Genomic DNA, 25,659 nt, shown 5'->3' on the forward strand with positions numbered 1-25,659 from the left:
TATTCTTGATTAATTATGAGTAATTCGATTCAGCATTAAGTTTTAGATAGATAAATATCAATAATTATTGAATTTTTGTATATTAATTGAGTTTTGGGAAATATTTTAATATTTAATCGCTTTAATCCGATGGAAGAGTTAGTGACGTTTTTACGTATAACTGTTACTCGTTTTTATTTTACAGTTACTTTTAACCTCCCTTAAGGGAGTATGGCTGCTTGTGAATTTCAATTACATTTTGTTACACAATGGCTTGAAATTCATATGAAAATCAGTAACCAAATGATAACGATCAATATTTTCAGGTGATTATTTGCTAACATCAACTGAGAATAAAAAAATATATATTGCACTTTCTCTGTCATTCCATCTTAAAAACTGTATGGATACCCTTATGAATAAACTGACCCCGTTAAAACCGATACCTACCTTAATCGCCATCGCGATTACGTTAATTATCTGGTTTGCTATTCCTGTTCCTGAAGGTGTTAATCCGAATGCATGGCATTTATTAGCCCTGTTTGTCGGAACCATTGCCGCGATTATCGGTAAAGCGTTACCGATTGGTGGTGTTTCTATCGTTGCGATTTCATTGGTGGCCGCAACTGGTGTCACCAATCCTGAATCCACGAAAGGGGCGATTGCAGATGCATTAAGTGGTTTTTCCAATGACCTGATTTGGCTGATTGGTATTTCCATTATGGTCTCCATGAGCTTGAATAAAACGGGGCTGGGAGCGCGTATCGGTTATTACGTTATTTCTCTGTTTGGTAAAAAAACCATTGGAATTGCATACTCATTGGCTATTGCAGAAACCATTCTTGCGCCTGTGACACCAAGTAACACTGCGCGAGGCGGGGGAATTATTCACCCGATTATGCGTTCGATTTCAGACAGTTTTGGATCTAAGGCGGAAGACGGTACTTCAGGAAGGATAGGGCGCTACCTCTCCTTAGTGAACTACAATATCAACCCAATTACCTCTGCAATGTTTATTACAGCAACGGCACCTAACCCATTGATTGTAAGCTTAATTGTCAGCGAAGCGGGTAAAGGTAATGAGCTAACGTGGGGGATGTGGGCGATTGCGGCATTCGTACCCGCGATTGTTTCTCTGATTTTAATGCCTCTGGTTATTTACTTTATGTATAAGCCAGAAATTACCTCTACACCAGATGCACCTAATTTTGCCAAAGAGCGTTTACAGCAATTAGGACCAATTTCACTGCCAGAAATGATCACATTAGGGGTGTTTATCCTGTTATTAATGATGTGGGCCGGGGTTCCTGAAATGCTGTTTGGTCCTTCATTCAGTGTGAATGCAACGACAGCTGCCTTTATTGGCCTGAGCGTATTGTTAGGCACTGGAGTCATTAACTGGGATGACGTCCTGAAAAATAAAGGGGCATGGGATACCGTTGTTTGGTTCGCCGCATTGGTGATGATGGCCAGCTTCTTAGGTAAATTAGGTCTTATTAAGTGGATGTCTGTTACCGTAGGCGGCTCCATAGACAGTATGGGAATTAGTTGGGTGTGGGGCACCTTAATTTTGGTGTTGATCTATGTTTACTCCCACTATTTCTTCGCCAGTACAACCGCACACATTACTGCAATGTTCGGGGCTTTCTTTGCGGCGGGTCTCGCATTAGGTGCACCACCAATGCTGTTAGGTTTAACCTTAGCATTCTCCTCATCCTTAATGATGTCATTAACTCACTACGGTACGGGTACCGCACCGATTATCTTCGGTTCAGGCTATGCGACCCTAGGCGAATGGTGGAAAGCGGGCTTTGTGATGAGCGTAGTTAACTTAATTATTTGGATCAGTTTAGGGAGTATTTGGTGGAAATTCCTGGGTTACTGGTAATACGGTTGAATATTAATTGAAAATACTTGTTCACCAAAAGCCGGAATTATCTTCCGGCTTTTTTGTCCTCTATCGACAGTGAATAAAATTATATTTTACTGAGCGGGAAATCATAATATTTAAACCTTAAATTGGTGAATTTATTGAAATAAATAAAGCAATTAAATATTTAATGGAAACAAGATTTTTTAATTTAAAGCAGCTATGATTAATACTAAGGCATGTTGTAGGGTTTTAATGGTCATCTGATATAAACAAAGATAAATAGGTTAAAAATGAAAAAGACAGCATTAGTATTGGGTATGGCGGGTATGATGGCATTGTTGTCAGCGTGTTCAGACGAGAAAAAAGAGACTGCTGAGTATCGTTCTGAGTTCGTAAACAACTGTGTAAAAGCAGCGGGTGAATCTGATGCAGAAACAGCACAAGCTATTAGCGCAATCTGTGGCTGTGCTTACGATAAAACTATTGAAAAATATGGTTTAAAAGAATTTAAACGTTTAGACAGCGAATTGCAAAAATCACCAGCTGCTGCGCCTGAATTCCAACAAACTATGATTTCATTTGTTCAAGAATGTGCAACTAACGCGCGTTAATTGAATAGCTTTAGTCATTGTTAAATAAAGCCACGGTGATGAAAAGACCCGTGGCTTTGCTGTTTTTAGGACTAATTTTAAATTAACGCTTATTTAAATAGCTGCTTAAATTGATGTGGTGCACAGCGTAAATATTGTGGTGCCACATTAATTTGTTCATTGAGCACACTGGCGGCACGCCATGGCCAGCGCGGTTCATATAAAATGCCGCGACCAATCGCAATAAAATCAGCTTGTCCAGTCGCAATAATTGCTTCCGCTTGGTTAGGCTCGGTGATAAGTCCCACCGCAATCACTGGCATATCGGTATGTTCATGAATAGCTTGTGCCAGTGGCACTTGGTAATTTGGGCTGACCGGGATCTGCTGCTTGTCTGATAATCCGCCTGAAGAAACGTGGATATAATCGCATCCAAATTCTTCTAGCGCCTCAGTGAGTTCGATGGATTGAGTCAGATCCCAGCCACCTGCAACCCAATCTGTCGCTGAAATACGGATACCGACAGCAATATTTGGGCTGACCGCTGCACGTACTTCACGAAATACATCCACTAAAAATCGAGTACGGTTAGCAAAACTGCCACCATATTCATCTTGTCGTTGATTAGCGATAGGAGATAGGAACTCATGCAGTAAATAACCATGAGCTGCGTGAATTTCAATTAAATCAAAACCCGCTTGTTCAGCACGTTTTGCAGAATCTACAAACTGTTGAGTGATTTGGTGGATCTCATTTACAGTGAGAGCTTTCGGTGAATAGCTGTCACCAAAAGGCAGGGCAGATGGTGCGACCGTTTGCCAACCATGTAGATTTTCTGGTGCTAAGTTTTGTCCGCCTTCCCACGGTAGTGCGCAGGATGCTTTTCTACCTGCATGAGCGATTTGAATACCTAATTTTGCATTGGCAAAACTTTTGATGTTCGTTAGCAGGGTTTTAAACGCCTGCATCTGAGAGTCATTCCATAAACCTAAATCTTGATAAGTAATTCGCCCATCGGGATTGACAGCGCTAGCTTCGACAATCACAAGGGAAGCGCCGGATAAGGCAAGGTTCATATAATGAGCCTGATGCCAAGGACTGATGAGACCTTCATGTGCGGAATATTGGCACATGGGTGGAACAATAATGCGGTTAGTTAGCTGAACTTGGCCTAAGCTAGCAGGTGAAAATAGGTAACTCATTCCTTTTTCCTTATAACGAAACTTAAGATAATTCTGACAGTATACAAAAAAAGAACGACCATTCTTGTGATAAAGCGGTAAATTTAGGTAATCAAAAAATTTTTTCGTTATAAGTAAGTCGAAAAAGCAATAACACAGAGATAATTTTGAGAAAAAGAATAAAAAGTATAAATCTCTGCTTGCTATTTTTTATTATAAATAAAAGAACCAGAGACAGAATGTAGATATATTACAATGTGCCATTTCAAATCATGATAAATACTCGCTTAGTGTACTTTTCTTTGTTAACTCGATGATAAATTAAGTAGAATAAACTTAATTTAGTTTTATGGTTTTTATGGTGCTAATAGGTTTTCACACTGAGTTTCTATTTTATTAAGTGATTTTCTTTACCTTGAAATCAATATTTCTGCCGCAAAAAAACAATTTTCATCTTGCAACCTAAATAAGGGCTTTATATAAGCAATAAATCCCCCTGCGTAATATTGGTTTTATGTAAAAAGAGCAATGGAGATGAAAATAAAATTAGAACTGTAAAAGTGTAGCTGATTTATTTTCTACAACGTGTATTAGCCTGTGAAAATATAATTCTAAAAAGGAAGGTCAATGTGTTAACAATTATTGGTATTTTAATCATCGTGACAATCGTCACTTTACTGATGATGGGTAAAGCTAGCCCAATTATTGCAATGTCTTGTATTCCTTTTATTGGTGCGCTACTAGCGGGATATTCCATTGGTGAAATCTCGGTCTTCTTCGAAAGCGGCATTAATAAAGTGGCAAAAGTGGCAGCGATGTTTTTATTTGCCATTTTATTCTTCAGTATGATGAAGGAATTACATATTTTTGACCCACTGATCCGCATGATGGTCAAAATGACCCGTGGTAATGTGATTATCGTCTGTATTATGACCACGCTGATAGCGGGGGTTGTACATTTAGATGGCTCTGGTGCTGCAACGTTTTTAATCATTATTCCTGCATTATTACCGCTATACCGGCAATTAGGCATGAGCCCATACCTTATGTTGTTGCTGATGTGCGCAAGTATGGGGATTATGAATATGGTACCGTGGGGTGGTCCATTAGGTCGCGCTTCAGCGGTAACAGGCATTGATGCCTCCACATTGTGGCAAGGCTTAATTCCCGTGCAATTGATTGGTATGGGCGGCGCGGTGGTATTTGCCATCATTATGGGAATGCGTGAAAAGCGTCGCATTGCTGCGGCTGCGTTAAATGGCACTACGCCGTATCAAATGGATTCACTGTTAAATGAGAGTGAGCAAACCACAGATATGGTTGACACTGTCCATAAGCCTAAAAAACCATTAATTAATGGTGGATTAATTGTAGGGGCGATAATCTGTTTAGCATTCGGGCTACTTTCAGCGCCGTATGTGTTCATGATTGCACTTTCTTTAGCGTTATTAATTAACTATCCAAATCCAAGAGAGCAGATGAAGGTACTTTCCCTGCACGCACCACAGGCGTTAGGTATGGTGGCAATTATTCTTGCCGCAGGGGCATTTTTGGGGATTTTATCCGATGGTGGAATGTTGAAATCTATCGCGATGGACCTGACATCAATTCTGCCAACGGAATGGGTATCAAAAATACATATTTTTGTGGGTATCCTCGGTGTACCAATGGATATCTTCACCAGTACAGACGCTTACTATTTTGCATTGTTGCCGATTATTCAACAGATTGCTGCAACGGCAGGGGTTGATCCTTCAGCGGTGGTGTACGCCATGGCGATTGGGAATAACGCCGGTACGTTTGTGAGTCCATTCTCACCGGCAGCGTGGCTGGCAATGGGGCTGGCAGGGATTGATATGGGGCGTCATTTGCGGTACTCGTTCGGGTGGATTTGGGTGTTCAGCTTTTTCACGCTAGCCGTCGGGGCGGTTCTTGGATTGTATTAATCGCTCGTCGTCTTTTACGTCGTAACGTTGTTGGCTTCAAAAGAAAACCCTAGTCACATACTTATGTATGCTCCCAGGGATTAGCTGCACTTGTCGCCTTGCTACAGCACAAAATCCATAGAGCCATAGTTTGGAAGTTAAAAGCTAAATACGAAAACTTAAATTCTAAGAATTAATTTTAAAATCAAACTTGTATCCCTAGTAGCAACGCCGCTGGGGATTTTCTTTTTTGCCGCCTAGTTACGGCGCAAAATCCATAGAACCAATGTTTGGAAGTTGAATTGCTCGTCGTCTTTTGCGCTGTAGCGGTGTTGGCTTCGCTTACTAACCCTAGTCACATACTTATGTATGCTCCTAGGGATTTTCTTTTTTGCCGCCTAGTTACGGCGCAAAATCCATAGAGCCAATGTTTGGGAAAGCTAAAGAAAATGCTAAAAGCTAGAATCTGAAATTTGAAGTCTGAAGTCTGAAGTCTGAAGTCTGAAGTCTGAAGTCTGAAAAGATAAAAAACAGTGAGATAAAATAGTTGCTAAGTGGAACATCGATTATCGGACTGTGACTATATTGATGATGAGGGAATTATGTGAAGATACCTTTATTATCTGAAACCTATAAGGCTCGACATGCGCAGACCTCTTTCTTCCTATCATCCTATCTTGTATTGGCTGCGCGTGAATCAAAAACGGCTACTTAGGCGCTGGCACTGGGTATTTTCAGGGCGCAAATATACCCGCAATTTAGCGGAGCAACCGCTGGAATACCGTTACCATAAACACACATCGCGCCTTATCCGCAAGTTGGGTCAATCAGATCTTCGGTTGCAACATAACAAAGTGATAAACCTCGGAATTGCGATTGAAACGATGAACGGCATTACTATCGCACCGGGGGAATACTTCTCATTTTGTCGCCTTGTGGGAAAACCCACAGCCAAACGTGGATTTGTGGAAGGAATGGAACTTTCCTACGGAGAAGCTCGCAGTGGGATTGGCGGCGGAATTTGCCAACTCAGCAATTTAATCCACTGGATGGCGCTGCATTCTCCATTGCAAGTGGTGGAACGCGCTAACCACAGTTTTGACCCATTTCCGGATGAAGGGCGAGTACTGCCATTTGGATCGGGTGCCGCTATCTTCTATAACTATATCGACCTTGTATTGTATAACCCCACTCAAGCGACATTTCAGTTAGTGTTTAAAATTGGCGAACACCAAATTGAAGGGGAGCTACTGTGCTCAGAACCCCGCGAAAATAAATACCATATTTACCAACATAACCATAAGTTTGTTAGAGAGCGCGGTGTGATTTATCGTCATAATGAAATCTGGCAGCAAATCACCACCAAAGGACAAGAGCCGCTCACACTCAGCAACCGCTGTTTATACCGTAATAAAGTGGTAGTGAAATACCCACTGGATGAATCTCAATTGAGTGACGTGGGGTAATACGTAATTGTGATAATCGTGTAAGTTATTTTAAAAAGAATGTTTTTTATTATTTTAAATAGAAAATAGATGACGGTATTATTAAATACTCAAGTATCATATTTATACTTTGATATCATACAAAATAATATGCTGCATTAAATTCACTTTAATAAAAAAAAGAAAACCTCATAAAATAAAAATTTAAGTTAAATGATTTAATTGTCAACTCATGGTATTTGCGTGAGCTTACTTTTTGTTCATAAATAGCTAATAATATTCATTATATGAGTTATTATTAGTGCTATTCTAATTATTAAATTCTAAATTTGGTTTTATCTGCTGATTTTTTGTTCTTATGAGTAGTGATTTTAATTATAAAATGCACGGTGGTTTATATTTCTATTAGAAGTATTCAAAAAGAACTAGAGGGGATTTAGCATGGATTTAGATTTAAATTGGAAACCAGATTCAGCAAAAAATCATACTTGGGTCGCCGGAGATAAAAATGGCTTGATATCTTTGATGTTAAGTAATGGCTATGGTTGGCTACCAACGGTTTTACTTAACTCATCTATTAGCAAAAATGATATTAATCTTTTATGTGAATATATAGATGGGGAATCAACAGATTATATTAACGAAACAAATTTAAATGGTAGTTATACAATTGATTTATACTCAAGCTATTCTTATGAATCATACAAAAATAAGCATGAGTTAATAAAAAGTTTCAATTCTAGACTTGAAAGTAATAAAAATTGTATTGCTTCACTTGCTACTAAAATGGGAATGTTTTGTTATGAAGCTTTAGAGTTACCTTCGGAAGGTGATAACTACCCCATAGGTTATGATGGTGAAACAAAAATGGGAGACTATTATCGTTTTATTGTCCCAACTGTTTTCTCAACGATAGAGGATATTCCACTTCCTTTGAGACAATATATTGTTGTTTCAAGTACGATTGATTTCACAAAAGATAGACTGCTGGATAACGATAGAATCAGTGAGTATTTTCCTCGAATGTATCAGATTTAAACTAAGTTGGCGGCCATTTAGCCACGTTATATAGATGGCTGTCAGCACAAGGTTTAATATCCAATACGTTATCGTCAGCCTCCAAACCAGTTGGATTCTACTCTGATTAGTGTAGAATCCCCTCAACTAAGTTATTTCTTGCTGTTTTTCTGATAAAACACCCAAAATGAGGCCGTCTCGCGGACTAGATATGTAATACCAACACTTGATTTCTCAATTATCGCAGAGGCAAATCTTGCACAAGATTTGTTGTGTTTTGTTATTTCTGTAGAGAAAGCATAATGAATATGCAATCAAGGAAGTATGGTAGAACGTATCACTATCCGTTCTCACCGGGTACCACCAGCGACGATCGTATTAATAGCGATTGGTGGGCGCACATCCAAAATATTGAACAACTGGTTCATACTGAAAAACTCGATGGTGAAAATAATTGCCTGAATCGTCATGGCGTATTTGCTCGTTCCCATGGTGCTCCGACTCAGTCGGCATGGTCGCAACAAATTCGTCAGCGCTGGCAATTAATTAAAGACGATCTGGGTGATATCGAATTGTTTGGCGAAAATCTGTATGCCGTGCATTCCATTGAATACCAACATATCGAAGATTATTTTTACGTGTTCGCCGTGCGCCAAGGGGATGATTGGCTCAGTTGGGATGAAGTGAAGTTTTACGCCTCATTGTTTGATTTTCCGACCGTACCCGAGCTTCATTTGGATATCGACAAAACCCTTACAGCTCAGCAATACAGCTGCGGTCTAATCGCCGCGGCAGGGGAAGATAGCCAATTTATTGCACGAGATACCCACACCGGAAAACCGTGCAGCATGGAAGGCATTGTAACGCGCAATCGCCAAGGTTTTGCCGTGGATGATTTTATGCAGCACGTATTTAAATATGTACGCAAAAACCATGTCAAAACTGATATCCATTGGAAACGAAATTGGCAGCGCGCGAAATTAGCATTTGAGATGCAAGGAGGTGACCAATGAGTTGGCAACTGACAAAACAACGGGAATGGTCGCAACTTGCTGATCAATTTGAATTTGTGCGTGATATGCATGGCGTCCCCCAAGATTCACTGCACCATGCTGAAGGGGATGTGGCTATCCATACCCAAATGGTATTAGCTGCGCTGGAAGGCTTACCGGAATATCAGCAATTGCCTGAAGCGCAACAGCAGATTGTCTGGACAGCGGCGCTCTTGCACGATGTGGAAAAGCGCAGCACCACCCGAGAAGAAGAGGGGCGCATTCGCTCGCCGGGGCATGCAAAAAAAGGGGAGTTATCCGCTCGCCATATTTTGTTTCGTGAAGTGGAAACACCATTTGCTATCCGCGAGCAGATTGCTGCATTAGTGCGCTTTCACGGTTTACCATTATGGTTGATGGATAAGCCAGATCCAGAGCGAACCTTATACGCGGCCTCATTACGAGTCGAAATGTCCTTGTTGTGTATGCTAGCGAAAGCGGATGCGATTGGTCGTGAATGTGAAGACAAAGCGGATTTATTAGCGCGCATCGAGCTGTTTGAACTGTTTTGCCGTGAACATGATTGCTGGGATCAGCCGAAAACCTTCGCGTCATTGGCGGGGCGTTTTCACTATTTCCACACTCAGCGCGGGACGCCGGATTATCAACCGTTTGATGAAGATGGTAGCGACGTGATTATGTTGTGTGGTCTGCCAGGAATGGGAAAAGACCATTTTATTCAACAACATTATCCGCAAACGCCGATGGTATGCTTAGATGAAATTCGCCGAATGCATAAAATCAGCCCAGCGGATAAAAATGCCCAAGGCTGGGTCGCACAGCAAGCGAAAGAACAGGCGAAAGTCTATTTGCGTAGCAAACAAGATTTCATTTGGAATGCGACATCGCTAAGCGCTTCATTGCGTGAAAGCATGATTAGCCTATTTGCTCGCTACCAAGCCAAGGTGCATTTGATTTATCTGGAAGTGCCGTATAAGCAGTGGCAGCAGCAAAATCGTCAGCGCAAATATGCGGTATCGGAAAATGTGATGGAAAGAATGGCGGGGAAACTGGAAATTCCGACCCCTGATGAAGCTCACCAAGTTTCTTATTATATCAATGGTGAATTTTTGAGTGAGCCGGTGAAGTAAGTTTTATCATCCTGCCTCTGTCAAAGAGGCAGGACAATCAGTTCGCCATCATGGCACAAAAACCTTTCCTTCAAATAATTTTCTAGCAGTACGAATAATAGAAGCTTGAATGCCTTCCGGTTTATCCGTCGGATTACTTAGCGCCACTTCAAATTTACCACTGAGATGCTCAATGGCAATCTTCTGCATATCCACATCTCCTTGCAGATAACGCTCGATAACGGTACCAGAAATCACGCAGCCGGTGGCAATAGCAATTGCGCCCGTTACTGCTAGTGCGCCATGGCATTTATGGGGCATAAAGTAGCGCACATTTATGGTGCCGCCGTGAATGGCGGGGGAGACCAAAATCGGTTTGGGGATCACTTTTTTGCTCACATCCCCTAACCCCATCATTGCGCCAGCTTGCAGACGAAGATGCTCCAGCGTTTGCATAAACTCGCTATCGCCTTCAAGTTGCTCCGCCGTTTCATATCCTGTTTTATTCAGTTGTGGGGCATCGATAAGCACCACAGGCGTCGCCATATCGAGGCAAGAAACTTCAATACCATCAATGATATCGACCACATTTTCGGTGGGGAATAATTTCCCTGTTTTGGTTCCACTCGCATTAAGAAAAGTTAAACCAACAGGGGCTGCATGACCGGGAACACCGGCAATAGTTACATTACCATTGTATTCTACTTGTCCATTGGGGGTTTGAATGGTGGCGTTGATAAAGGTATTGGTGTTGACGTTACGCACCCTGACGGTGGTCACATCTCCGGTGATAGGAACTAACCCTTTTTCTAACGAGAATGACCCGACCGCACACAGAATATTACCGCAGTTAGGGGCAGTATCGACGATGCGCTCAGTAATGGCGACTTGGGCAAAAAGGTAGTCAACATCCGCATCTGGGTGTGTCGATGGGCTAATAATGGCAACTTTACTGGTTTGCGGGCTACCGCCACCAATACCATCGATTTGTAATGGATGACCGGACCCCATAATGGCTAAAATCAGCTCATCACGTTGTTGAATGTCGGTCGGGAGAGAGTCAGCGAGGAGAAAAACACCTTTTGATGTGCCTCCGCGCATTAATGTACAAGGAATTTGTTTCATCACGCTTCCTTTTGAACGCCTTACTGTAAGAAAAATGGAGTGCGTTATATTGCACTCCATCTTTTTTATGGGGTAAGGGCGATTAGATTAAGCCCATATTGATAAGAATTTCCCACCAACCTAAACCAATAGTCATGTGAACTAATAAGCTGAGGAACGCGATAATCCCACCAATGATCCACCAAGAACGAATATCGTTATAGCCTGCACCGAAGACGATTGGCGCAGCCGCGCCTCCGTAATGGGTTAAGCTGCCGCCGTAAGCGTTAGAGAACAGCAGACCCAGCGCTAACAGCATCGGCGGTGCGCCTGCAACCATACCAACGGTGGCAAAAACAGGAACCATCGCCGCTACATAGGCACCACCAGAGGCGAACAGGTAACGAATCGCGACACTGATAAACATGATGACAAAGAACGCTAACATCGCTTGGTCACCGAAGGAGAGGTGTTCGCTCATCACATCGGCTAACCATTTGAAGAAGCCTGCTTTGGTGAGCACGCCGGACATCCCGATAATACCACCGTACCAAATCAGGGTGTTCCAGCCACCTTTGTTCTTCAACACATCATCCCAAGTCACGACACCGAGGATCAGCGTTAATGCCATCACGGCAATGGCGACGCTTGAGGCGCTCACACCGATTTTATCTGCAAATATCCAGCCGGATAACGCCAGCACAAAGATAATGCTGAGCAGTTTTTCACGCATGGTCATTGGACCTAAATCCGCTAAACCTTTCGCTGCAATTTCTTTGTTATTCACCTTTTTCAATTCAGGTGGATACAGTTTGTAGATAATCAGCGGAGTGAGGATCAACATGATCAAGCCGGGAACCGCAGCGGCTAATGCCCAGCCCCCCCAACTTAAATGGATGCCCATAATGTCGGTCATCATCGCTAATGCCAGCGCATTTGGTGCCATCGCCGTTAAAAACATATAGCTGGTGGTTTTGGTCACCATATACACGTTCACTAGCAAATAGTGACCTGCTTTACGGGGGCTTTTTTCAGGATCAGAACCTAATGCAACTGCCACACTGTTGATGATAGGGAAGACAATCCCGCCAGCACGCGCGGTATTAGAAGGCGTTGCTGGGGCGATAATCAAGTCAAGGATAGCGGTGACATAGCCGAGCCCGAGCGTTGTTCCACCTAGTTTCCCAATCAGAATATAAGAGAGACGTTTACCCAAACCAGTGATGACGAACGCAGCACTCAAGGTGAACGCGGCGAATACCAGCCATGTTGTTCCTGAAGAGTAGCCACTGAGCACTTCGCCAGCTTTCACATCTTTGGTTCCTGTGACACCGATAATGACCGCACTAGCAGCGATGGTTGCTAACAAGATCACTGGCTCGGAGTAAGGTTTTAATACTAGCCCCACAATAGCGGCAAGGTACAAACCAAATAACAGCCATGCAATACTCGGTAGCCCGGTGGGCGTCGGTATTAAGGCTATGATTATCGGAATGGCTATTAAAATTAATAGCTTCCATATTTTATCTTTTTGCATAGGCTAATCCTTCAAGAATATAAAACTTTAAATTTTTTAAATCACATAAAACGAATATCTAAAATGTGTGGAAACCTATTTCTGGATATAGCGGTATCTTGAATAGTGTTATTTTTTTAATAAAACTATTGGTTAACGCTTATTAACAGAAATATTATTAATGATTGAAAAGCAAAGTCGGTTTTTATTTAAAAAATTATTTTCTCTGGTTTTAATTAATCAATTTTGTGATTTTTATTCCTTTGTTAATTAACATTTAAGTTATTTTTATTTATGAAGCTAAATAAGCATTCGTAGGTAATCGCGCAAAAAACCACGTGAGAATTAATAAATCTGCGCTGCCTCCGGGGCTTAAATTCTTTTCAATACACTGCAAGTCAAATTGTTGAACTTTGCTTAAATCCTGTTCGTCTTGAATCCCTTGCTGTAATAGGCTGTTTGCTTGCTGTTTTACCCACTGAAGCCCCGTTATGCCACCGCGATTGGCGATGTTGGTATCGTCATTGAGGCTCATCAGCAAAATTAGCGTATCGAGTAGGGCGATATCGGCCTGTTTACCATCAGCCAGCTGTTTCAAGTAGTGGGGCAGTGCATGGGCAATCACCAATTGATAACCGTGCTCCGCTTCCCCTCGGGCGCCAGTGAATCCATACTCTTGGAATAAACGTTGCCCTGCTGTTGGATGTTCTGCGGGCTGTTGCAATTCTGTGGTTAATCCTTGGCACATATCAGAAACAACTTGGCTGATTGCGTTGGGCGTAACTCGTTGCTGTAGCCCTAATAAACGCCCCACCGCAGTGAGCACTAAACCTAATGAAAAAACTGAACCTTTGTGGGTATTCACCCCTTGAGTCGCGCGAAACATTGCTTTTTCACAAGCGATACCGATACCACGAATTTGACTAAGTAACTGATTAATAGGTAATTGATAATATTGATAACCCGCTTGCAAAAAGTGTGGAAAGAATTTTGCAATCGCATTGGCACTTAAATGAAAATCGGTCAGCGCCATATCTTTATGGGCACCAGTGTTACATTTATCCACTAAACCCGGTTTAGGGGTTAAATTCACTTCAGCAAGCATCGCTTGCCAAGCCAGTTGGCTGTAGTGATTCACCACATCATCATTTAACGTGTTTTGTTGAACGATAGCTTGCTGATCAATTCGTTGCTGAAACATACGCTAACTCCTCGATACGACGCAAAATTTCTTCAAGGGAATGGCTGCGTTGGCGCGCGCACACCTTGGCTTCATTGTCACAAATCAAGCAGCGCCTGGTCGGTAAATTGAATTGGCTGCGAGAATATAAAACGCCATTTGCATCAAAAACATCAAAGTCCCAAAGTCGACCAACGGGGGATAATTCTTCTGCTTCCATTAAGGCTTTTTTGACCTCAAGGGCATCGGCATTGACGGCAACTAAACACTCCGGTCCGGTAACGAAAGGGAATGATTGTTGTGATAAAAGTACCCACTGCCTGCATGAAGCAACTTGCTTAAGCGCATTTAAGCCTTGATTAAAAATGTCTCTGACCAGTTGATTGTCTTTAACCGGTCCCGGAAAAACGACAGTAAATGAAATCAAGGTTACCTGATGGAGACCAATCCACTCTTGCTGACGAGCCTGACGGGCATCACGGCTCGCCAGCAAGTCAGGTAAGGAAATATCAAGTTGCTCTTGGGTATCAGGCAGTGGGTAAAACATGTTCTACTCCTTCACTTGATGGACAACATCAATCACGGAACCGTCACGGTAACGCACCACAGCCACCACTTTATCGGTAAATTCGATAGGGTTTGGTGTGCCTGTTAATAATTGGGCGCGTTCACGTAACCATTGAATAGAAACGGTTTTGATGCCTTGGTTTTCCAGCTGTTGCTTTAGCTCAGGGCGTGCTGGATTAACGGCAATACCATGATCGGTCACTAAAATATCGACGCTAGAACCCGGTGTAACGCAAGTCAGCACATCGTCCACCAACGTTGGGATACGGCCGCGCACTAACGGCGCGACGATGATAGACAGTTTCGCCGCCACTGCTGTATCACTGTGCCCACCGGATGCACCACGAATAACCCCATCGGAGCCGGTTAACACATTGACATTAAAGCGAGTATCAATCTCTAAAGCACTGAGTACCACCACATCGAGCATGTCCACTGAGGCGCCTTTGGAATCAAAGCAAGCATATTGGTTGGCACTGATTTCAATGTGATTTGGGTTACGCGCGAGAGACTCGGCAGCAGCGCGGTCAAAGCTTTGCACATCGAGTAATTTTTTAATTAAGCCTTTTTCGTGGAGATCAACGATGGTAGAGGTGATCCCACCTAATGCGAAGCCTGCATGGATATTATGACGGCGCATTTTATCTTCGAGGAAGCGAGTGACTGCCAGTGAAGCTCCGCCAGTACCGGTTTGCAGTGAAAATCCTTCTTTGAAGAATCCTGATTTTTCAATCACATCCGCGGCGGTACGCGCGATCAATAACTCACGTGGGTTGGAGGTCATGCGAGTGGCATCGGCACCAATTTTGTCGGCATCCCCCACACGTTTGACTTTGACAATATAGTCCACTTCATCTTGCTTAATGCTGGATGGGTTATGTGGGTAAGGCAGAAATTCTTCGGTCAACATGACCACTTTTTTGGCATTTTCCGCGTCGATTTTGGCATAACCCAGTGAGCCACAGCTCGCATTACCTGTGTATCCGTTCGCATTACCGTATTCGTCGCAAGACGGAACACCGATAAAGGCCACGTCAATTTTTAATTCACCGCTATGGACAAGGTTGGCTCGTCCGCCATGGGAGTGAACTTGCACAGGTTCCGCTAATTCACCACGAGAAATGGCTTCGGCTAATGGTCCACGTAACCCAGAGGTGTAAATCTTGGTGACGACCCCATGGCGTATATGTTCAACCAGTGGCGAGTGGCACGCGCTGAGTGAGCTGGATGCCAAGGTGAGGTTGCGAAAGCCCATTTCGGCAATCACTTGCATCACCATGTTGATGGTTAAGTCACCGCCACGAAAAGCGTGGTGGAAAGAGATGGTCATGCCATCTTTTAATCCTGAACGGCGAATAGCCACTTGCAGGTCATCACACAGTTTGCGGTTGCGTGGTTTTTGAACTTGCTGTTGAACTTTGCCGATATCTTTGAATTCACGCAGTAATTCATCGTCTTTAGGTGCTAAGTAGGCTGATACGCGAGCCTGACGCAATGTATTGGTTGTCATAATGTTCTGCCTCACTCTTCCCGAATGCCTGATAATGCCGCGCGCGATAACACCAAGCGGGCTCTTTCGATTACAGGGCTGTCTACCATTTTGCCGTTGAGGGACACGACACCTTTTCCTTCTCGCTCTGCGGCATCAGCGGCATCCACGACGCGCTGCGCATGGTCGACTTCTTTTTGGGTTGGGGCATATAAGTTATGCAGTAACTCAATTTGTCTTGGGTTAATTAATGATTTGCCATCAAAACCAAGCTGCTTAATGAGTGCGGCTTCTTTGAGGAAGCCTTCTTCATTGTTGGCGTCAGAATAGACGGTATCAAAGGCTTGAATACCGGCAGAACGTGCAGCTTGTAAAATGGCGCACCGAGCATAGAGGAGTTCAATGCCGTCTGGAGACCGCTCGGTGCGCAAATTGCGGACATAGTCCTCGGCACCTAATGCGATGCCTATTAATCTTGGTGAAGCGTGAGCAATATTCACCACTTGGGTGATCCCCATCGGGGATTCGATAGCCGCGAGTAACCCAGTGCTGCCTTCTTCGCGCCCACAGCTTTTTTCAATGCGTAGAATTTCGCTTTCAATATCAATAATATCTTGTGCGGTATCGGTTTTCGGTAAGCGGACAATATCAGCACCACCGCGAACGACGGCTTCGAGGTCAGCAACCCCATAAGCAGAATCGAGGGCGTTAACGCGCACGATGGTTTCAATATCTTGATATAACGGGTGTTGCAGTGCGTGGTATACCAAGCGACGTGCTGTGTCTTTTTCTCGAATGGTGACGGAGTCTTCGAGGTCAAACATCAGGGCATCGGCTTTATAAATAAAGGAGTTACTGAGCATCGCGGCGTTGGAACCCGGGACGAACAGCATACTTCTGCGAGTGCGGTTTTTTCTTTCCGGTGTCATTATTTATTCTCCCATGGCAGAGCATCGAGATCACAGGCACGAGCCAGTAAGGCCTCAAGGCGAGCACGTAATACGCACTCCAATGCACCTTTGTCATCCACCACAATTTCAGCGCCTTGAATATCGTATTTTTCAATCATTTCAAGCACGATGGCATTGATGGCATCACCAAATTGTTTTTCAACACTGCTGGTGATCTGCAATGAGACCTCGAGAGTGTCTTCAAGAGGTTCGATTCGTACCATGACATCACTGGATTCGAGTGTGCCGGCAACCGCTGCGTGTAGTATCTTCATATTTCACCTATAACTAATTCAAGCTTGTAGTGCGGGGGTAGGCGACGGTGTCTGGGCTGCTAGCATCTCTTGTAAATAGTGATACGTGGCAGGGGGCACAATCGGCTTGATCGCCGCAAGATCTTTTTTTGCGAGCAGTTTTCGAACTTGCGAGGCGGAAACCGCCGTGCCGTCGATCACTGTCCGCGGGAATTCGACCAGTTCAATGGGGGGGAATGGCATTTCGTCGGTTTCCAGCCAGTAGCGCATGTCTTGGTTATATTGGTTAGTGACTTGGCAAAATGGCTCTGAGCCGACGAAACGATGGGTAATTCCCAGCGCCGGAGCAATATATTGGCGAAAAATCTTAATATCGATTTCTGTATAACAGTTGTTGGCTACAGTAATATCTTTAATAAAATAACAAGGGAATGTAGCCCGTGAAATAATGTATTCTGAACCTTTATGAATAGTGAGGTTATTAATTCCCTTTGTGCCTTCTTCAATTAATTTCAGGCGAACTTTATATGGAAAACGGGAAGTATCTTCTTTGACAACAAATAAATGTAGCCAATCACAGTTCTTTGAAGCTTGTTCAATTAAGTAGCGATGCCCCAATGTGAATGGATTGGCATTCATCACGATAGCACCAATTTTTTTCCCAGCTTTATACTGAGATTTTAAACTTTTAATATAGCGATTTAAATAACAGCAGCTATTTTCCATTAAAACCATTACATTGGGCACAGTAGCAATAGTATGAAATCCGCATTGATGAAACAGATCTTCATTTTGGTATTTGGTATAAATAAATAGGTGCGTGGTATTATTTTCATAAGCGAGGTTCACCAATTCAGTCGCTAATTTTAAGGCCAAACCTTCACCACGAACTTCATCGCTAATAGCAACGCATTTAATGACATTCTTAGCGAGACCACCACAAGCAATTAATTTTTCGTTACGTGTGATCGTAATAAAGATGTCAACGCTAGCATCAATGTCTAAGTCATTTTCTTTCAAAAATTGAGTGATATCATTGAGTTTTCTGTTCTCATGACGTTTTACTTGGTTAAACGTTATGCTGTCGAACATAATGGTATCCTGCATCTCATTTAGAGATGTATTAAAAATGTTGCTAATGTTAAAGTTAATTAAATAAATATTTTTGGCTTACCGTTAATTACCTAAGTTCTCAATTTTTATTTAATTACCCTTTTCAATATTTATATTAAATACCCTGCATATAATATATTTGACCTATTTCATGTTTCTAAAATGAGTTTGTATTTGTTTAATGGTTTTAATGTTTTTAATTAAGAGTTATGAACTTTACTCAGTGGTTTTAATGTGTTTAATTAATAATATGTGCATTACTAAGCGGACTACGTTATCTTTTATCTTCATTATTGGTATTTTAGTGTGTAACAATAATTTCACTTTTTTAGCGAGTTATAGAGAGACGAAATGAAAACAGAGTTTTCACAGATCCCATTTAAAAAAGGGAATATTTTTTCATTCTCTGGAAGAGTCTTTCTTCTATTGTTACTGGCTTCAGTATTATTGACGTTTGGTTTAGGAAAATATTTTACGGATACCACCGAAAACCGCATGATGGCGAACATTCGCGTGCTCGCCATGAGCCAAGCCAAAATGATCGCTTCATTGGATGGCATCGTCAGTACTGTAAAAGATAAAGATATTCCTAAGTTAAAAGTTATTGCCGATAAGCTCAATCAAGATTCCAGTTATGACTATGTCGTTATTGGCGATGAACATTCTGTTCGTTTATATCATCCGAATAGCGAAAAGATTGGCTACCCAATGCAATGGAATAAACCGGGGGCGCTAGAAAATGGTGAAAGCTATTTTATTAAAGGCGAGGGCTCCATGGGGAATGCGGTACGTGCAAAAACGCCTATCTTTGATGAAAACGGCAAAGTCATTGGGGTTGTTTCTATCGGTTATTTCACCACCAAAATAGATACCTCGTTAGCTGAGGTATTTGTGCAAACGTCAGCAACATTTTTAGGGGTGTTGGTGATTTTGCTATTTCTATCTTGGGCATTTGCCCGCTTAATTCAACGGCAAATGCTTGGCATGGAACCTGAAGAAATAACCCAATTGGTTTTGGTGCAAAAAGGGATTTTTGATGCGGTGTTTGAAGGAATTATTGCCGTCGACCGTTATGGGAAAATTATCAATATCAACCATAACGCCAGAAAAATGTTAGCGCTGAGTGAGTCAGCAAAACAGTTAATCGGTAAACCAATTTCTGATTACGTTTCTCCCGTAGGTTTTTTTACGAAAGAAATCACGAAAAACCATCATGATATAGTTTGCGAATTCAATGGGTTGAATGTGATAGCCAGCCGAGTTGCTATTATGGATGGTGAGTTGCTTGCGGGAGCGGTGATCAGCTTCCGTAGCCAAAATGATATTGAATCCTTAAATGCGCAGCTTTCTCAGGTTCGCCAATATGTGGATAATTTGCGCACATTGCGCCATGAACATTTAAATTGGATCTCTACGTTAAGCGGCTTGTTGCAAATGAAAGAGTATGACCAAGCCTTAGCGTTAATTAAGGGTGAGTCGGAATCTCGGCAACAATTAATAGATTCATTGCGTGAACAATTTGCAGATAAACAAGTGGCAGGGTTGTTATTTGGTAAATATCACCGTGCGAGAGAATTGGGATTGCAGCTTATTTTTGTGCCGGGTTGCCAACTCCGTGAATTACCTTGCTCATTAAATAGCACGGAATTATGTGCTGTATTAGGAAATTTATTAGATAATGCCTTCGAGGCCAGTTTAAAGAACGAAGCGGGTAATAAGCAGGTAGAATTGTATATCTCAGATGAAAATAATGAGATTGTGATTGAAGTTGCTGATCAAGGATGTGGTTTTCCTCTTGAGCTGCAAGATAAATGGTTTGAACGCGGAACAACAACAAAAACGGATGCTGTCGATGGGCATGGCATAGGGCTATTTTTGGTGGCCTCCTATGTTAATCGATGTAATGGGGCGGTGATCATTGAAGATAATCAACCGTATGGTACTGTATTCTCTATTTTTATACCGAAAGTGTTGAATAGGCATTCTTAGCATATCAGAGTATATCAACTAACAATCTAACTCATTGATAATGATTAATAATGCAATTCACGGGCAATCAGAAGTAGTCACGTAATAGCCGTTTTTGCTTGTACCTGAGCTTGTACCTAAAAACGACTAAAAAACATACAGTGTTTTAAGTTGTAGAAATTAATAGCTTTTTATAAAAGTTATCGATTGATTGGAAATTGCACAAAATGCCAAACTTAAACGATAGACAAATTAAGGCTTGGATAAATTCTAATGAACGATTCGAAGGTAAAGCTGACGGAAACGGACTTTATCTTAGATATTCAAAGAATGATAAAAATCCAAGCTGGAGATTTAGATATAGTTTCAATAAAAAAGCCCGAATAGTCTCTATAGGGACATACCCCAATATCACCCTAATGAAAGCGCGTGAAATTGCTAGAGAGTTATCAGCAAAGGTTATTTTAGGTGTTGATGTTGCTGGAGATATAAAGCGACAAAAAGCCGAGGCGTTAGAGAGAATACAGCGCGAAGATAAAGCGGTTAAAGTGTTTGGGCTGATTGATGAGTTTTACGAGCGACAAATAAAGCCAAAAAGAAAAAAACATGAGGAATCTAAAAAGCTGATAGATAAAAATATCACGGCTGTTATTGGTTCAATGAAAATTGAGGATGTGAAGCCAAAAGATGTTGATCTATTAATAAAGTCCATCGTGGATAGAGGCTCACCATTTACCGCTGATGAATCGCTACGTTGGTTAAAGCGTATTTTTGATTATGCAGTTCGTAGACAGATGATAGATAGCAATCCAGCCTCGGCCTTTGGTATTTCTGATGCTGGCGGAATGGAAAGTAAACGCGAACGATGGTTAACCCGTGATGAGCTGACATTATTCCTTTCAACGCTGAATAGTTCGACATTGCCAGAATCTAACAAAATAGCATTTAAAATAATTCTAGCTGTTGGCTTGCGTAAGATGGAATTATGCGAGGCTAAATGGTGCGAGATTGATTTAGATAATGCGGTATGGCACTTCCCATCAGAGAGAAGCAAAACTGGTGACGCTATAGATATCCCTTTGAGTAAGCCTGTTATAGAGTGGTTTAATCAATTAAAGGTAATGGCTTGCGGTAGTAAATATGTATTACCTGCCAGAAGAACAGGCACAGGAAAAAATAAAACGATAAATAAGACAACGTTAAATAAGAACCTTGAAAGTATTCTTTCATCGTTGCCTGAGTCGTTTATTCAGTTCAGCATCCATGACCTACGAAGGACAATGCGAACTCATCTATCAGCATTAGGTGTTGAGCCACAGATAGCTGAAAGGTGCTTAAATCACAGGGTAAAAGGTATTGAAGGGGTGTATAACCGCCATGATTACTTTGATGAACGAAAAGCCGCATTATCACAATGGGCTGATTTGCTTACAGCATTAGAAAGCGGTTCTGACTATAATGTTGTACCAATGAGTAAGAAAGCATAACAAGTTTAAACCGTATCTAGCTCGACGGGGCGAAAAGTGGGAAACCTTACCTATCTGATACGGTATTCTTTAAGGCACGTTAAAGGTGACGTGATGAGCAAAGTTAAGACAACAAAAATTTGGTCTGACAAAAAAATTCCATCAATTAATTGGTGCCGTATAGATAGGGCTGCGCATCTTTTAAATTGTGAGGTTGACGATATATTGCAGTGGGCAGCCTATAGACAGATTGAATTGTACTTATATCTAGATGATATTGATTGCTATGTAAGCACGTCGAATGCTAACAAATCACACTTATTAAAGTTTATAGATGATAGTATGTTTGCGAGTTTAACGACTTCATCATTTCAAGGGAATTATGAGTGGGTAAATAATGATGAAAATAATTATCTAAATAAAAAATCAGGAGGAGAGTACAACGATTATCAGCAGGCCAAAGAAGGTGATTCAAATGTTAGATATGAGCTGATGTATATAGAAAATAACATTAAAGTTGAGGCGTTTGGCGTGGCGTCTGGTTTATGGGCTATCAATCCAAGGATTATTGAGTCATTTTTTCTTCTAAAGAGAAACGTATATGTCTATTCAGCAGATTTCTATTGTCTGGTTGGTGACGGGGTTGAGATAGAGTTAAAAGTAGATGGAAGTCATAGCTACAATATTGCTTTAGAATTACAAAATAAAGAAAACATATTTATAAATCAGTCTGGAATGGAACGTATATACGACGCGATTGGAAGTAATATAAAAGTAAAAAAAATAGAGAAAATTTCTAGTAATACGCGCGATATTGAAAAATCCCACTATAAGATAATAAAAGCAGTAGAAGATAGAAAGCTAATAAAAAAAGCTATTAATAAATTATTGGCAATCTACCCTTCAACCCCAGAAGATAAAGATATGTGTTACAGAACAAAAAACGGGAAGCTGATAAAAGCAAAAATTGCAGATATTCTTAACAATCATGAATCGACACTATTTGATAGTGGAGAATTGCCATTGAAAGATCGCGATACTTTACTTGAAGCTATTGGGGAGTATCTAAAGGAATTAGGGTGGAATAGCGATGAATAAGTTACCTGACTGAACGTTTAATCTACCTGAATGAAGTATTACTCCTGTTTTTTTATCCAGTCAATTTAGATTTAATGTGTATGACATTCACAAGGAGTCATACACATGGAAAAGAAATCACCTAAGCGCAAGCCTCGCGCTAAAATCAGTACACCATACCCTATGGACGGTTACGCCCGTCTACGTCATACAGCCGACTTTCTAGGCATTTCTGATGCTACCCGTTATCGCTGGGAGCGTGACGGTAAATTACCTAAGTCATTTGAGATTGAGAAAGGCTTTTTTGTCTATGATGCGAAAGAGATTCGCGCATGGGTTGAAGCTAAGAAATCACAAAGCGGGGTAGCATAATGGAAAAGAAAAACCACCCGCTACAGGTGGCTTCTCAGGATAACGCGACAGCATCTATTCTATCAAAGAACCCACCGAAAAAACACCGTGCCCGTTTATATATGTTAGGTACAGGCATTAATGGATTTACAGAGAATGAAATATTAATTCATTGCCGCTTATCGTCAGCAAGAAATTACGCCTCGGAGTTAGAGCGCAAGTTGGATATTACGCTGGATCGCATTGATGAGCCTAATCCTGATGGTATCGGGTCACACTACCGTTACCGCTTTAAGACGGCTCAGGACGCGCAGAAGGTTATCAATTTAATTAATGAACGCGCTGAACAGGGTAATTACCAAACACTGGATAAAGCACACGTAAATAATATTTTAAGCCTCTACCCGACAAAATAACGGAATAAGAAAATGAAACTAAAAAATAACAGCTTAAATGCTGGTGGATTCGCTCACCCTAAATTCAGCGACGAGCCTATTTTAATTCAACACAGAACTGAGCCGAGAATAGATAGCCGCCTGTTTGCTAAACGCATCGGAATTAAACATAAGAACCTTTTTGAATTAGTAAAAAAGAATGCAAAGAATTTACGTCAATTTGGCACGCTTCCGTTTCAAACGGAGACGTGCTCACATTCAACGGGTGCGAGTATTAATAAATACGCTCTACTCAATGAAAACCAATTTGATTTTATGTGCCGTATTGTTCGTGGTCGTAATCATGAACAGATGACGCAATTCAAGCTAGATGTAACCAAAGCATTCAGTAAGAAACGCGCCGCTGAACCTATCCGCCGCGAATATCTGCCTCATTACCATGAGTCACGCGACGCACTCAGAGACTTAGGCGCAGAGAAATATCATTACATCAACCTAGCCCGTACAGAGAACCGATTAACAGGCTTACTCACTGGCGAACGTGCCAGCGCAGACGAGCAACAATTAGGTTTATTAGTCTGTATGCAAAAAATCGAACAGGCAGCATTTCAGGACGCGATTGATTCGGGGTTATCAGCTACTCAGGCATTGCGAGAGGTTAGCAAACGCATTGAGCAGTTCGCTAGTTTAATGAGTCCTACTGTGCGGATTGGTGGCTAATATGATGAATGCGACTAAAGCAATGTTTGATACCCCAAATCGGGGGAATCAAAGTTCAAATATTAATCAATTATCCCCAGAGTTGGGGAATATTGCCTACCAAGAGAATGATTCTCTACTGGCAGGTAATAACGTATGTTCAACTTACACTAATCAGCCGATTACCGTAGCTTTAAACTGCGGTATTACTGGCAACCAATCAGACAAACTTTCGTCTGGTTACTCGGTCAATATTTTGGCTCAGCAACTGGCTAAAACTTTAGCCGATGTATCAGCGAAAATTTACGCCAATCAATCACCCAAATTTACGGGAAATCAATCTGGGGAATATTTCTCAGGTCAATCAGCAAAACATTTTGCCAATCAATCAACCCTAACCACCGCAGGAGGATGGGATAGCGGCGAGAACCTAAAACGTGGAGAATTTACACCATTAGCTAAAGGTGATTTTTCTCGCCTTTCTAAAGTCGGGAAATCCCGCTATTTGAATTCGTTCATCTCAAAAAATGGGAAAATTGAGTTATTAGACACCATAAAAAAAGAAAGAATTGAGTTTTTGGAGTCCATAAAAAAGGGCAGCCAATCGGCTACCCTTGGAAACGTCGATATAAAATACCGAGCAAGTGAGAATATTAATATTAGCTTACTTCTCTGGTATGGCAAATATCAGTTTTTAGGCTCAATGCCTCGTGCTTGTAGTTCTTTTCTGATGATGCGTTTAATCCAAGCTGATATTGACTCATCTCCATCAGCTTCCATTGCTTTCCTCATAGATAGCTCTAATTGCGGCTCAACCCTGAAAGCTATTTGTTTATTGCCTCTAGGTAATTTTGTGTTTGACATGTGTAATACTCAGAGTGTATGTTGTTTGTGTCAGACAGTGTATAACACTTTTGGCAGTAATGTAAAACAACGAAGCCCCGAAGTGCGGTCAACACTATCGAGGCTTCTAATCACCAACGATAGTCTATTTATCGAGGTAACTATGAGTAAGTTTAACACACCCGTCACAGGGCGGACTAGTCTCACCCCTAACCAATCGTACAGATGGTTATTCCTCGCGTTAAACCGTAGCGATTACACCGCTAAACCTTGCCGTATTGCTGTTACAGCACCGAATGAAAACAGTGCAAGACTGATGCTTGTACGTGATTACATGCTGATATTCGCTGGTCGCTTACCTGCTATTGGAGGTAAACATCATGCGTAACCCTCAACCTAATGATTTCTACACCCACAAAAACAATGGTGAAACTGTCAAAGTTTTATCGGTTCAATTCAACCGTGTGACCTTTCAGCGAGACGGCTTTGATAGTCCTGTCATTGTTCCATTAAGCCAGTTCAGCAACGAATACACCTATGCAGGGAGGGCTTAAT

At 41.7% G+C, this 25,659-nt stretch carries 24 protein-coding genes; 15 read left to right on the plus strand and 9 right to left on the minus strand.

Annotated features, from left to right (window positions below):
- Window positions 1-394 precede the first annotated feature (394 nt).
- Both LDO51_RS13830 and LDO51_RS13835 read left to right on the plus strand, forming a co-directional pair.
- Window positions 395-1,867, plus strand: coding sequence for an anion permease (locus tag LDO51_RS13830; RefSeq protein ID WP_225575022.1), 1,473 nt, complete (start codon window positions 395-397; stop codon window positions 1,865-1,867).
- A 275-nt stretch (window positions 1,868-2,142) separates the two neighbouring features.
- Window positions 2,143-2,463 carry a hypothetical protein gene (locus tag LDO51_RS13835; RefSeq protein ID WP_225575023.1) on the plus strand — a complete coding sequence of 107 codons (321 nt, stop codon included), beginning with the start codon at window positions 2,143-2,145 and terminating at the stop codon, window positions 2,461-2,463.
- Between the two features lie 89 nt (window positions 2,464-2,552).
- Here LDO51_RS13835 and LDO51_RS13840 read toward each other — a convergent pair whose 3' ends face one another.
- Complete coding sequence (locus LDO51_RS13840; protein WP_225575024.1) at window positions 2,553-3,644, minus strand: NADH:flavin oxidoreductase/NADH oxidase; 1,092 nt, start codon at window positions 3,642-3,644, stop codon at window positions 2,553-2,555.
- Between the two features lie 608 nt (window positions 3,645-4,252).
- Here LDO51_RS13840 and LDO51_RS13845 point away from each other — a divergent pair.
- From LDO51_RS13845 to LDO51_RS13865, 5 genes are all read left to right on the plus strand, one after another.
- The gene (locus LDO51_RS13845) at window positions 4,253-5,569 is read left to right on the plus strand and encodes a CitMHS family transporter (RefSeq protein ID WP_225575025.1); all 1,317 of its coding nucleotides are present in this window, start codon (window positions 4,253-4,255) and stop codon (window positions 5,567-5,569) included.
- Between the two features lie 623 nt (window positions 5,570-6,192).
- Window positions 6,193-7,014 (plus strand): VanW family protein, encoded by an 822-nt coding sequence (locus LDO51_RS13850; RefSeq protein ID WP_225575026.1) that lies wholly within the window; start codon window positions 6,193-6,195, stop codon window positions 7,012-7,014.
- Window positions 7,015-7,434: 420 nt separating this feature from the next.
- Window positions 7,435-8,031: a hypothetical protein gene (locus LDO51_RS13855; protein ID WP_225575027.1), complete on the plus strand. Its 597-nt coding sequence runs from the start codon at window positions 7,435-7,437 to the stop codon at window positions 8,029-8,031.
- Between the two features lie 281 nt (window positions 8,032-8,312).
- Entirely contained in the window at window positions 8,313-9,023 is a 711-nt protein-coding gene (locus LDO51_RS13860; RefSeq protein WP_225575028.1) for an RNA ligase family protein, read from the plus strand.
- Complete coding sequence (locus tag LDO51_RS13865) at window positions 9,020-10,153, plus strand: AAA family ATPase (RefSeq protein WP_225575029.1); 1,134 nt, start codon at window positions 9,020-9,022, stop codon at window positions 10,151-10,153. The genes LDO51_RS13860 and LDO51_RS13865 overlap by 4 nt, the downstream gene beginning before the upstream one ends.
- Before the next feature lie 48 nt (window positions 10,154-10,201).
- On the opposite strand, the gene LDO51_RS13870 is transcribed toward LDO51_RS13865, so the two are convergent.
- The 8 genes from LDO51_RS13870 to citC form a co-directional block, all read right to left on the minus strand.
- A complete protein-coding gene (locus tag LDO51_RS13870) occupies window positions 10,202-11,257 on the minus strand; it encodes a 4-oxalomesaconate tautomerase (RefSeq protein WP_225575030.1) in 1,056 nt (351 codons plus the stop codon).
- Between the two features lie 82 nt (window positions 11,258-11,339).
- Window positions 11,340-12,773 carry an anion permease gene (locus LDO51_RS13875; RefSeq protein WP_225575031.1) on the minus strand — a complete coding sequence of 478 codons (1,434 nt, stop codon included), beginning with the start codon at window positions 12,771-12,773 and terminating at the stop codon, window positions 11,340-11,342.
- A gap of 271 nt (window positions 12,774-13,044) precedes the next feature.
- Window positions 13,045-13,953 carry a triphosphoribosyl-dephospho-CoA synthase CitG gene (citG, locus tag LDO51_RS13880; protein WP_225575032.1) on the minus strand — a complete coding sequence of 303 codons (909 nt, stop codon included), beginning with the start codon at window positions 13,951-13,953 and terminating at the stop codon, window positions 13,045-13,047.
- Window positions 13,934-14,479 carry a citrate lyase holo-[acyl-carrier protein] synthase gene (gene citX / locus LDO51_RS13885; protein ID WP_225575033.1) on the minus strand — a complete coding sequence of 182 codons (546 nt, stop codon included), beginning with the start codon at window positions 14,477-14,479 and terminating at the stop codon, window positions 13,934-13,936. The genes citG and citX overlap by 20 nt, the downstream gene beginning before the upstream one ends.
- A gap of 3 nt (window positions 14,480-14,482) precedes the next feature.
- A complete protein-coding gene (gene citF / locus LDO51_RS13890; protein WP_225575034.1) occupies window positions 14,483-16,009 on the minus strand; it encodes a citrate lyase subunit alpha in 1,527 nt (508 codons plus the stop codon).
- A gap of 11 nt (window positions 16,010-16,020) precedes the next feature.
- On the minus strand, window positions 16,021-16,917 hold the full coding sequence (gene citE, locus LDO51_RS13895; RefSeq protein WP_225575035.1) for a citrate (pro-3S)-lyase subunit beta: 897 nt from the start codon (window positions 16,915-16,917) through the stop codon (window positions 16,021-16,023).
- Window positions 16,917-17,213 (minus strand): citrate lyase acyl carrier protein, encoded by a 297-nt coding sequence (gene citD / locus LDO51_RS19760; protein WP_225575036.1) that lies wholly within the window; start codon window positions 17,211-17,213, stop codon window positions 16,917-16,919. The genes citE and citD overlap by 1 nt, the downstream gene beginning before the upstream one ends.
- 18 nt (window positions 17,214-17,231) lie before the next feature.
- Window positions 17,232-18,284 carry a [citrate (pro-3S)-lyase] ligase gene (citC, locus tag LDO51_RS13905; RefSeq protein ID WP_225575037.1) on the minus strand — a complete coding sequence of 351 codons (1,053 nt, stop codon included), beginning with the start codon at window positions 18,282-18,284 and terminating at the stop codon, window positions 17,232-17,234.
- A gap of 372 nt (window positions 18,285-18,656) precedes the next feature.
- On the opposite strand from citC, the gene dpiB reads away from it, so the two are divergent.
- From dpiB to LDO51_RS13945, 8 genes are all read left to right on the plus strand, one after another.
- Window positions 18,657-20,294, plus strand: coding sequence for a sensor histidine kinase DpiB (dpiB, locus tag LDO51_RS13910; protein WP_225575038.1), 1,638 nt, complete (start codon window positions 18,657-18,659; stop codon window positions 20,292-20,294).
- 206 nt (window positions 20,295-20,500) lie between these two features.
- The gene (locus LDO51_RS13915; RefSeq protein WP_225575039.1) at window positions 20,501-21,760 is read left to right on the plus strand and encodes a tyrosine-type recombinase/integrase; all 1,260 of its coding nucleotides are present in this window, start codon (window positions 20,501-20,503) and stop codon (window positions 21,758-21,760) included.
- Between the two features lie 93 nt (window positions 21,761-21,853).
- A complete protein-coding gene (locus LDO51_RS13920) occupies window positions 21,854-22,837 on the plus strand; it encodes a hypothetical protein (RefSeq protein WP_225575040.1) in 984 nt (327 codons plus the stop codon).
- A 105-nt stretch (window positions 22,838-22,942) separates the two neighbouring features.
- Complete coding sequence (locus LDO51_RS13925; protein WP_225575041.1) at window positions 22,943-23,188, plus strand: helix-turn-helix transcriptional regulator; 246 nt, start codon at window positions 22,943-22,945, stop codon at window positions 23,186-23,188.
- Complete coding sequence (locus tag LDO51_RS13930; protein WP_225575042.1) at window positions 23,188-23,583, plus strand: hypothetical protein; 396 nt, start codon at window positions 23,188-23,190, stop codon at window positions 23,581-23,583. The genes LDO51_RS13925 and LDO51_RS13930 overlap by 1 nt, the downstream gene beginning before the upstream one ends.
- A gap of 12 nt (window positions 23,584-23,595) precedes the next feature.
- On the plus strand, window positions 23,596-24,282 hold the full coding sequence (locus LDO51_RS13935; protein WP_225575043.1) for a Rha family transcriptional regulator: 687 nt from the start codon (window positions 23,596-23,598) through the stop codon (window positions 24,280-24,282).
- 985 nt (window positions 24,283-25,267) lie between these two features.
- Complete coding sequence (locus tag LDO51_RS13940; protein WP_225575044.1) at window positions 25,268-25,492, plus strand: host cell division inhibitor Icd-like protein; 225 nt, start codon at window positions 25,268-25,270, stop codon at window positions 25,490-25,492.
- Window positions 25,485-25,658, plus strand: a complete 174-nt coding sequence (locus LDO51_RS13945) for a DUF4222 domain-containing protein (RefSeq protein ID WP_004265088.1) — start codon at window positions 25,485-25,487, stop codon at window positions 25,656-25,658. The genes LDO51_RS13940 and LDO51_RS13945 overlap by 8 nt, the downstream gene beginning before the upstream one ends.
- Window position 25,659 lies beyond the last annotated feature (1 nt).

The organism is Providencia alcalifaciens (assembly GCF_020271745.1).
GTDB classification, from domain to species: domain Bacteria; phylum Pseudomonadota; class Gammaproteobacteria; order Enterobacterales; family Enterobacteriaceae; genus Providencia; species Providencia alcalifaciens_B.